The organism is uncultured Faecalicoccus sp. (assembly GCF_944327125.1).
GTDB lineage: Bacteria > Bacillota_I > Bacilli_A > Erysipelotrichales > Erysipelotrichaceae > Faecalicoccus.
The window spans coordinates 1-10,016 of record NZ_CALVGO010000043.1; the positions used below are offsets into that span (position 1 = coordinate 1).

Below are 10,016 nucleotides of genomic sequence, written 5' to 3' on the forward strand. Positions count from 1 at the left end.
AAAAAGCCGATATTTATCGGCTTTTTCGACTATTGGTGGAGCGTAGGGGGTTCGAACCCCTGACCTCTACGCTGCCAGCGTAGCGCTCTCCCAGCTGAGCTAACACCCCAAAAAAGGGTTGGTAGAAACCAACCAGATTAACCTTCGATAATTTTTTTACCGTTATATTCACCGCAAGAACACATTTTGTGTGCCAATTTGTATTCACCACAGTTAGGGCAACGAGTCAATGTTGGTTTATTTAACTTGTAGTGAGTTCTACGTTTAGCCTTGCGTGTTTTTGATCCTCTTCTCTGCTGAACAGCCATGGTTACACCTCCTAGTTATCATCCAGTTTGAATTCATTTAACTTTTCCCATCGTGGATCGATCGTTTCCTCTTTTGGATCTTGATCGGATAATACCTGCCATCCATCACCTTTTGGATATTCACTTCGTGGACACCTTGTGATGTTCATAGGCGCTTCATAGATCACAGCCTGAAGAATTTCAGGGTTCAAATCGATCGTATCTTTTTTGACCACGATGATCTCATCATCATCCTGATTTACAGGATCGAATGAATAGGTTGATTGCGACGTTGTGTCAAATGTTACTTCTAGGTCCTCCAGAGTAATGGAATCTGGAACGATCATCACACCATCCAGTTCCAAATCGGAAAAGACCAAAGAAGATTGGTCAAACTGTAAAGTACCAGTTATATGTACCTCTGGAATGGATTTGACTTGAGAATGACGTAGAAAATCGTTTTCTTCAACAGCAATCCATTCATCGATATGAAGGACTCCATTTTCTGCATTTTGGAAATCTGTTTTCGTAAATTTCACGATCTTCACCTCATGTCGCAGTTGATATTATAATAAAACACCTGACGAAAGTCAACTTAAATGGTAAGATTATATCATGAAAATTACAGGAATTATCGCAGAATATAACCCCTTCCATCAAGGCCATATCTATCATATCAAAAAGACAAAGGAAATCACAGGTTGTGATTGTCTGGTCGTGATTCTCAGCGGTTGTTTTACCCAAAGAGGACTTCCCAGTCTGTTATCTGTCCAGGATAAAACCCGCCTGGCCCTGGAATACGGTGCCAATCTGGTATTGGAATGCCCTTCCTGTTACTGCATGCAAAGCGCGGATTACTTTGCTAGATACAACATTGAATCCCTGGCATCATTGCCTATTGATACTTTGTCATTTGGCTCAGAGACCAACGACATCTCCTATCTGGAACATCAGTTATCTCTACTCGAGAATATTCAGATCGATCCTTCAAAAAGTTTAAATCACAATATCGAAATGTCATTGAAACCTAACGATATTCTGGGGATGCAGTATATCCGTTACTGTCATTTATATGGTATTCGCCCTGTTTCCATCCAAAGAAATGACAAATACAAAAGTGCCACTCAAACTCGAGAAGATTATTTTGAAGGAAAAAGAGAGAATTTTGATTCCCTGTTTCTCAAAGAACAAAACTGGAACTCTTATTATCCCTTCCTAAAAAATGTTCTGTCTCTTACCGATCCAAAAGATCTGACAACCTACTTCCTGGTGAATGAAGGAATCGAAAATCGGCTTTGTTCCATTGCGCAAAAAGCGAATACCTGGAATGATTTTCTTGATCAATGCATTACGAAGAATTATTCCCGAGCACGGATCCAAAGAATCTGCCTTATGATCTTACTGCAAATAAAAAAGGAAGAAATGAAAGAGCCTTCTTTTTCCAAGATCAAAGTGCTGGGATTTGATTCCATGGGACAAAAGTGTCTGAAACAAGCAGATTCCCATAAAATCATCACTCGTTTTAATCAACTGGATCCTTTTCTTCAGAAAGTGGAACGAAATTCATGGATCCTCTATAACAGCGTTCTAAAAAAGCCGCTGAATAAAGGAGCTGTGATTCTTTATGATCGTTAAAATCGTTGCAGTGGTCCTTTTCGTTTTCCTTATTGGTGCATTTCTTCTTTACCGGCATTATTTCCCCCGATTGCCGGTCAGTCAGTCGCATTATCCTTATGCCTTGCTGTTGGGATGCCCCAATCACGATGACGGAACCTATGCCTCCAGTCAGATAAAGCGATGTGAGCTGGCCATCGATGCTTATAAAAAAGGCAAATTTGATGTTCTGATCATCTCCGGAGGCGCCATCAAAAATCAATATGTGGAAAGCACAGAAATGGCACAATATATATTAAAACAAGTGGATATGCCCATTCTTTGTGAAACACGGGCATCCAATACATGGGAGAACTTTCAGTTTTCCAAAGAGATCACAAAAGACAAACCCGTTTTGATCTTATCGGGAGGGACTCATATTCGAAGAGCCTGCGCCATTGCCCGACATTTCTTTAAAGAATATGGGGCATACTGGTATAAAGATCATAAACCAAGACATATCTTAAGAGAAATCGTTTCCCGATATCTCTACATTTCTATCGAAATAAAAAAAGCTATAAAAAAGTTATAGCTTTTACTGAATGGTTCGCGTAACGTCAGTTACACTGCGGACCTTTTTTAAATTGGTCATGATCACTTTCAAATGATCGGCATCTTTTACCGTGATGGCCAGTTTCGTGGTGGCCGTAAGATCGTTTTCATCCACACTGGAATCCACATGGCGTAAATAAGCGTTGCTTTGCTGAAGTGTCGTTACGATATCGCTTAAAAGGAAATTACGGTCATCACTGTATATGATCAGGTTGACTTCATAGCGCTTTTCTTCGATATTTTCAGCCCAGACAACCGGAATCAAACGTTTATGTTCATTGGCAATATTCGGGCAATCGGTACGATGAACCTTGATTCCCTGTCCTTTTGAGATATAACCAATGATGGAATCCCCTGGAATCGGCGAACAACAATTGGCCAGAGAAACCGCAATGGTATCGATTCCCGGAACAATGACCCCACATCCTGAAGCCTTCTGTTCTTTAGGAGCTGTCTTGTTGAACTGCTTAAAGATCTCTTCATCGCTCAATCCGCTTTGCCGGTTTTTCACCAGTCGATCCACGACCGACTGAACAGAGACCCGTTTGTTGGCCAGGGCTACATAGAGATCATCCAGCTGTTTAAATGAAAGAGAATGAAGAATCGATTCAACACGTTTAGGCTGCAGAAGGGATTCGTCCAGCTTTTGCTTCTTAAACTCCTCCTGAAGCATTTCCTGTCCCTTTTTGATCACGTCTTTCCGATTGCTTTGTTCCTGACGAAGCAAGAAAGAACGAATCTTGTTTCGTGCATGCCCGCTCTTTACAATTTTGATCCAGTCTTTAGAAGGCCCTGGAGAATTGTTGTTGGTAAGAATGTCAACGACATCGCCGGTTTTAAGCGGTGTATTCAAAGGAACTATGGCCCCGTTAACCGTTGCTCCTACGGTTTTATGCCCAACTTCTGTATGAACACGATACGCAAAATCAATCGGAGTCGAACCGCTTGGTAAGGCAATCACTTTTCCCCTGGGGGTCAGACAATACACATTGGCTTCAAAGATATCTTTTTGAAGCACATTCATATATTCCAGCGGATCTTCACTTTCTTCATCGGTCATCATAGAAAAATCACGGAACCAGGAAAGTTTATCTTCAATTTCTTTTTGTTCGATCTCCGGCATGGAATTGGCTTTTTCTTTATATTTCCAATGCGCGGCAACCCCTCTTTCGGCAATCTCATCCATATCTTCCGTTCGAATCTGGATCTCAAAAATATTGCCGTGCTGAGGCTCCACGATCGTTGTATGCAAAGACTGATACATATTGGCCTTAGGCATTGCGATATAATCTTTAAATCGGCCGGGTATTGGGCGATAGGTCGCATGAACATAGCCCAATATTTCATAACAATGGGCCACCGTATCGGTAATGATTCGTATGGCCAGTAAATCAAGAATCTCCTCAAACCGCTTATTTTTGGTTACCATCTTTTTATAGATGCTGTAAAAATGCTTGGAACGTCCAAAGATCCGGTATTTGATGTTATAAGAATCGAGGATCGTTTTGATATCTTCGATCATCATCTGTACCTGCTCATTGCGTTCTTCTTCCCGCTGTTTCACAAGATTTTTGATTTCGTGATATTTTTTTGGATCAATGTATTTAAACGAAAGATCCTCCAACTCATTTTTAATCGCACTGATACCTAAACGATGGGCAATCGGCGCATATACACTTAACGTTTCCCGTGAGATCTTTTGCTGCTTTTCCGGTTTCATATATTCAAGGGTACGCATATTATGAAGCCGGTCCGCCAATTTGATCAGGATCACACGAATATCTTTGGCCATCGCAATAAACAGCTTGCGATGATTGTTTGCCTGGTATTCTTTTTCATCCTTGAACTGGATATTTCCAATCTTTGTAACGGCATCCACCATGGTCAGTATTTCTTCACCGAATTCTTCACGGATGGTATCATCACAAACCTCATCACAATCTTCGACTGTATCGTGCAGAAGACCGGCGGCAATCGTCTTGGGACCGCAGTGCATCTGCGCCAGCGTATAGGCCACCTGGATCACATGGGTCACATAAGGAGCCCCACTCTTACGAAACTGTCCTTTATGATGCTCCTGGGCAAACGCATATGCTTTTTCAATCAGCTCGATATTCTCAGGACGTTTGATGTATGTCTTGATATAATCCAAACATTCATCGAATGTTACTTCCTTTTTATGTGCCACATCAAACCCTCCTTTACTTTCTATTCCCCCTGGTAATGCGTCAAGGCAAGAATTGGGATATCCTTGAATTTATCTCTTCCTTTTAAATCATCCAATTCGATCACAAAACCAATACCGACAACTTCTCCCTGCAGATGTTCTACCATTTTCACTATCGCTTCCATCGTGCCGCCTGTCGCCAAAAGATCATCAATGATCACGACTTTGGTTCCCGGCTGGATTGCGTCTTCATGGATTTCTAAACGATCGGTTCCATATTCCAGATCATAAGACTGCGTGATTGTTTTTCGAGGCAGTTTCCCCGGTTTTCTGACAGGGGCAAACCCGATATCGCACGACAAGGCAGCCGGCAATCCGAAGAAAAAACCTCTGGCTTCCGGGGCTATCACCATTTGAGCCCCTGTCTTTTTGATAAATTTCGCAAACGCATCCGTGACTTCTTTCATGCAGGCTGGATCTTTCAAGATAGGGGTAACGTCTCGAAATATGATTCCTTTCTTGGGAAAATCTATAATACTGGCAATATGGTCTTTAATATTCATTGCATGTAACTCCTTTTAAATTACCTTTATTCTATATGAAAGCGAAAACAGAAACAATATTTCATTTATATACAATCTGATCAATAATAAAATTCACTTGTTTTTTTCCTCGATAACGATTGATCTGACAAGAGCCGATAAAACCGCGAATCGAATTCACACTTTTTTTACTGTCCTGCTCAGGAATATTGAAATACAGACACTGCAAACCATCCTCTAAGGTATAGCGCCTATGTTTTCCATTGCTGAGATCATAAAACGATTTGATATTCATTTCTTCCAGTTCAAAACTTGGAAACGCAAAGCCGGGGCCAAACGGCCGCAAACTGTCCAGGCTTTCAATGGCGTCCAATGTCAGCTCTTTTGAAGTGACCTTTAAGGTTTTGACGGGTTCTAAAGTCCAGGAAAAATGAGCGCCTTCCGTTTTTACAAACTGTTCAAATCGTTCATAAGCATGCAGGTCCAATGAAAAACCAGCCGCCTGGGCATGCCCTCCCAAAGCACAGAAATCATCGAAACGATTCAAAAAGTCCATACAGTCAAATCCGCGGGGAGAGCGCATACTGGCCTTGTACCCCTGTGGATTTTGCGCAATTACGATCACGGGTTTTTGAAACTGGGAACACAAGGACCCTGCCACCAATCCAATAATCCCTTCATGAAAACTGATATCTCGGATCAAAAGGATTGGATCTTGAGGAACGCATTTTTTTAAAGCCGTGTCTTTCATTTGAGAGCTGATGCGTTTTCTTAGATCATTGATACGCGTCAACTGCGAATGAAAGTGATAGATCTCGCGCGCATCCTGATTGAGAAAATATCGCACACAGTTGTTGACATTCGCTAAATTGCTCAGTCTTCCTATCGCATTCAGCTTGGGAACCACTTGAAAACCGATGCTTGTTTCATTAAGATCACAATCGCCCGCCAGTGAATACAAATGGTTTTCTTTACTTTGATTTAGAAGACGGATCCCATTTTGAATCAAAGCCCGGGTCTGTCCGGTCACCTCCATAACATCCCCAATACTGGCAACACCGGCAAGCATAAGGTGATAATCCGTATCCGCCCCTAAAGCACGAATGCATTCATAACTTACGCCCGCTCCGCATAAAGCGGCAAATTCATCTTCCATAAGCGTAGGATGAATCAACAATGTGCAGGGAACCCTTTCATCGATCTGGTGATGATCGGTCACGATCACCTTCATTCCATAAGACAAGGCTTTCTGTAGCGCATCAAAAGCCTTGACTCCATTATCAACGGTAATAAGGATCGAATATCCCTTTTTATAAGCCAGCTCCACTGTATTGGTATTCAATCCATATCCCTCTTTGATCCGATCCGGGATATAAAACCCCGTCTGCAGTCCCAGAGAATTCAAGCCGTCCACCATGATGGAAGTCGCTAGGATGCCATCACAGTCATAGTCGCCAGCGACCAGGATCTTTTCCTTATTTCGAATCGCATAGTCTATAATTTCCACAAACTGCTTCATACAGGAAGCGTTTGTAACAGGATAAAGTTCATGTTTTTTTGTCCAGTAATCCCATTTATTTTGATCCGGTTCAAGATATTCTAAAACCTTTTTTGCCAAATTTGATAAATTGTCCATGTGTGTATTATACCACTATTTTGAAGTCTCTAAAGAAAAAGTGAATCGTTTCCGATTCACTCAAACAGATGATCTTGATAACTGATCTTTAAATGTTCATAAGCCTTTTGCGTGGCAATGCGTCCGCGAGGTGTTCGATTGATAAACCCTATCTGAAGCAAATAAGGCTCATAAACATCCTCCAGAGTTTGCGGCTCTTCTCCGATGCTGGAAGCGATGGCCTCCAATCCCACAGGGCCGCCCTTAAATCGTTCAATGATTCCGCGAAGATATTTATGATCGACGGCATCCAGTCCTAAATGATCTACTTTTAAACGGTCAAGAGCATCTTTGGCAACATCCAGGGAAACAACTCCCTCATTATAGACCTGGGCAAAATCCCGAACTCTTCGAAACAGTCGATTCGCAATTCGCGGAGTACCGCGTGAACGCAAGGCAATCTCATGCGTTGCCAAAGGATCGATCTGGGTATTCATGACCCGGCTGGTACGATCTACGATCTTTTCCAAATCGGAGATCTCATAGTACTCAAGCTGTGAAACAATACCAAATCGATCACGCAAAGGAGCGCTCAGATCACCGGCCCGCGTGGTGGCCCCCACCAAAGTAAAAGGAGGCAAGGTCAAACGGATATTGTGCACCGTTGCACTGTCTTTGCCCACAAGAATATCCAGACAGTAATCTTCCATAGCCGGGTACAGGACCTCTTCCACTTGTTTAGGCAAGCGATGGATCTCATCGATAAACAGCACATCGCCTGGTTCCAGAGTGGTTAAAATAGCGGCAAGATCCCCGCTTTTTTCAATACTGGGTCCACTGGTTGTCTTGATATTTCCATGCATCTCGTTAGCCAGAATATAGGCCAGTGTCGTTTTACCCAAGCCCGGCGGGCCATAAAAAAGCACATGATCCAGGGCTTCCTGGCGCTGTTTAGCCGCATGGATAAAAACGCTGAGATTTTCCTTAAGACTTTTTTGTCCAATATATTCATTCAGGCTGGCAGGACGAAGCGTAGTTTCAAAACGATCCTGCTCCTGTAAATTCGCATCCATTTCTCTATCCAAATCTTATACCCCATTTCTTTTTGCCAGTAACGAAAGAGCCTGACGAAGCATTTGATCCACATTGAGATCTTTTCCGACCAGTTCTTTTTTGATGGCAGAAAGCTGCGCCGTTTTATACCCTAAAGACAGTAAAGCTTCCTGGCATTCATCCCAAGTCGGATCCTGTTTGGAAGTTTCTTTTACTTCTACAGAAATAAATTTGCCTTTTAGATCCAAAACGATCTGAGACGCGGTCTTGGCGCCTATGCCCGGCAATGCCTTTAACCGGCGAACATCATCTTCTTCGATGGCCTGGATCATTTCGTCTCCATCGCAGACTCCTAACATATTCAATGCCGTACGAGGACCAATCCCTTTGACATTGATCAATCGCATAAAGACTTCATAATCTTTTTCTTTTTTGAATCCATACAAAAGAATCGCGTCTTCCCGCACATGCTGATATGTGTACAAAAAGATCTCGTCTCCCAGTTTAAAAGACAAAGGATCGCTTATATAAACTTCATATCCTACGCCCTGAACATCCACGACAATGGAATCATTGCGAATCAGGCGAAGAATCCCTTGTAAAAACGCTATCAAATCGTGCCCTCCTTACAAATTGATATCCAATTCTATCGGACAGTGATCACTTCCGTATATATCTGTTAATATTTTTGAATCGCTGACTAGATCCATCAAATCCGGTGAAACCAGCCAGTAATCAATTCTCCATCCGGCATTGTTTTTCCGGGCATTGAACCGGTAACTCCACCAGGAATACTGTACTTTATCCGGATACATCGTACGAAAAGAATCTTTTACATAAGGTAAGAGATTGGTCTTGAAACTCTCCCTTTCTTCATCGGTAAATCCGGCGTTTCTACGATTGGTCTTAGGATTTTTGATATCGATCTCTTCATTGGCCACATTCAAATCTCCGCAAATCAAAACCGGTTTGTTCAATGAACGAATATACTGACTGAACACTTTGTCCCATTCCATACGATAATCCAGACGTTTTAAACCATCGCCTGAATTGGGTGTATAAACCGTCACAAGATAATGATCCTTAAACTCAGCCGTAATCACACGGCCTTCATTATCATGTTCATCGATTCCTAAACCATACGATACCGATAAAGGTTCGATTCTTGAAAGAATCATCGTTCCGCTATATCCCTTACGGACTGCGCTATAAGCATACTGGTATGGATAAAGATCTTTTGAAATATCGATTTGATCCGGCTGTGCCTTTGTTTCCTGCAGACAGACGATATCGGCATTTAGAGCATCCAGGATCTCAATAAATCCTTTATTGATACAGGCGCGAACACCATTTACATTCCATGATACAAGCTTCATCTTTTTTCTCCTTGTGTAAAACTATTACTATTCTACCATAAAAAGAAAACACAATGCACTTTCCTACATTGTGTTTTTTTGTTTCTAATTCTCTACAAACTCAAACTCATAGCCCAGAAGCTGAACGGTATCGCCATCCTGGCATCCTGCCTCACGTAAAGCTTTGTCGATGCCAAGATAACGCATTTTGTTGGCGAATTCAAAATAATCTTCTTCTGTATTCAGTTTTTGGATATTGAATACTCTTTCCAGACGGGAACCCGTAACGCGCCAGATTCCATCGTCGATTTGTTCCACTTCCAGATCCTTTTTCTTTTCTTCAAAAGTATACGTGACACCGCTGGATTGATTCTCTTCATTTTCAATCGGGAACATAGGAGTGACCGCAAGTAAATCAGACGCCTTTTTCAAGACCGGTTCCAGACCTTCATGAATGATCGTAGTCGTTGGATACACAGGAATATCCGGATATTTTTCCTTGAATCGTTCCAGATTGTTTTGGGAATTCTCCAGATCCATTTTGTTGGCCACTACGATTTGCGGGCGTTCCATCAAACGAATCTTGTAGGAACGAAGTTCTTCATTGATGATCTCATAATCGTTTAGAGGATCCCGACCTTCTTCACCGCCCATATCCAGGACATGAATGATAACGCGGCATCTTTCGATATGACGTAAAAACTGATGTCCCAAACCTTTTCCGGTACTGGCCCCTTCAATCAGACCTGGAAGATCCGCCATGATAAAACTGCGCCCATCCTGGGTGGAAAC

11 protein-coding genes and 1 tRNA gene are annotated in these 10,016 nt (G+C 42.2%); 2 read left to right on the top strand and 10 right to left on the bottom strand.

All coding sequences use genetic code 11. From position 1 onward, the window contains the following. Positions 1 to 33: 33 nt before the first annotated feature. The 3 genes from Q0K03_RS05745 to Q0K03_RS05755 all read right to left on the bottom strand — a co-directional run bounded on the left by Q0K03_RS05745 (position 34) and on the right by Q0K03_RS05755 (position 826). A tRNA-Ala gene (locus Q0K03_RS05745) sits at positions 34 to 109 on the bottom strand. A gap of 28 nt (positions 110 to 137) precedes the next feature. Further along, complete coding sequence (gene rpmF / locus Q0K03_RS05750) at positions 138 to 308, bottom strand: 50S ribosomal protein L32 (RefSeq protein ID WP_297238657.1); 171 nt, start codon at positions 306 to 308, stop codon at positions 138 to 140. 11 nt (positions 309 to 319) lie between these two features. After that, positions 320 to 826 carry a YceD family protein gene (locus Q0K03_RS05755; protein ID WP_297238659.1) on the bottom strand — a complete coding sequence of 169 codons (507 nt, stop codon included), beginning with the start codon at positions 824 to 826 and terminating at the stop codon, positions 320 to 322. Positions 827 to 902: 76 nt separating this feature from the next. Between Q0K03_RS05755 and Q0K03_RS05760 the strand changes: the two genes are divergently transcribed. Continuing rightward, complete coding sequence (locus Q0K03_RS05760; protein ID WP_297238661.1) at positions 903 to 1,922, top strand: nucleotidyltransferase family protein; 1,020 nt, start codon at positions 903 to 905, stop codon at positions 1,920 to 1,922. Then, positions 1,912 to 2,472, top strand: coding sequence for a YdcF family protein (locus tag Q0K03_RS05765; protein ID WP_297238663.1), 561 nt, complete (start codon positions 1,912 to 1,914; stop codon positions 2,470 to 2,472). Before Q0K03_RS05760 ends, Q0K03_RS05765 begins: the two co-directional genes overlap by 11 nt. Before the next feature lie 3 nt (positions 2,473 to 2,475). Here Q0K03_RS05765 and Q0K03_RS05770 read toward each other — a convergent pair whose 3' ends face one another. The 7 genes from Q0K03_RS05770 to cgtA form a co-directional block, all read right to left on the bottom strand. Then, complete coding sequence (locus tag Q0K03_RS05770) at positions 2,476 to 4,680, bottom strand: bifunctional (p)ppGpp synthetase/guanosine-3',5'-bis(diphosphate) 3'-pyrophosphohydrolase (protein WP_297238665.1); 2,205 nt, start codon at positions 4,678 to 4,680, stop codon at positions 2,476 to 2,478. 20 nt (positions 4,681 to 4,700) lie between these two features. Then, positions 4,701 to 5,222 carry an adenine phosphoribosyltransferase gene (locus tag Q0K03_RS05775; RefSeq protein WP_297238667.1) on the bottom strand — a complete coding sequence of 174 codons (522 nt, stop codon included), beginning with the start codon at positions 5,220 to 5,222 and terminating at the stop codon, positions 4,701 to 4,703. A gap of 61 nt (positions 5,223 to 5,283) precedes the next feature. Further along, entirely contained in the window at positions 5,284 to 6,837 is a 1,554-nt protein-coding gene (locus Q0K03_RS05780) for a DHH family phosphoesterase (RefSeq protein WP_297238669.1), read from the bottom strand. A 56-nt stretch (positions 6,838 to 6,893) separates the two neighbouring features. Beyond that, positions 6,894 to 7,889 carry a Holliday junction branch migration DNA helicase RuvB gene (ruvB, locus tag Q0K03_RS05785; RefSeq protein WP_297238677.1) on the bottom strand — a complete coding sequence of 332 codons (996 nt, stop codon included), beginning with the start codon at positions 7,887 to 7,889 and terminating at the stop codon, positions 6,894 to 6,896. A gap of 15 nt (positions 7,890 to 7,904) precedes the next feature. Further along, on the bottom strand, positions 7,905 to 8,483 hold the full coding sequence (gene ruvA / locus Q0K03_RS05790; RefSeq protein WP_297238671.1) for a Holliday junction branch migration protein RuvA: 579 nt from the start codon (positions 8,481 to 8,483) through the stop codon (positions 7,905 to 7,907). A 12-nt stretch (positions 8,484 to 8,495) separates the two neighbouring features. Then, positions 8,496 to 9,245, bottom strand: coding sequence for an exodeoxyribonuclease III (locus tag Q0K03_RS05795; RefSeq protein ID WP_297238673.1), 750 nt, complete (start codon positions 9,243 to 9,245; stop codon positions 8,496 to 8,498). Positions 9,246 to 9,329: 84 nt separating this feature from the next. Then, a partial coding sequence (gene cgtA / locus Q0K03_RS05800; RefSeq protein ID WP_297238675.1) for an Obg family GTPase CgtA occupies positions 9,330 to 10,016 on the bottom strand: 687 nt, incomplete at its 5' end.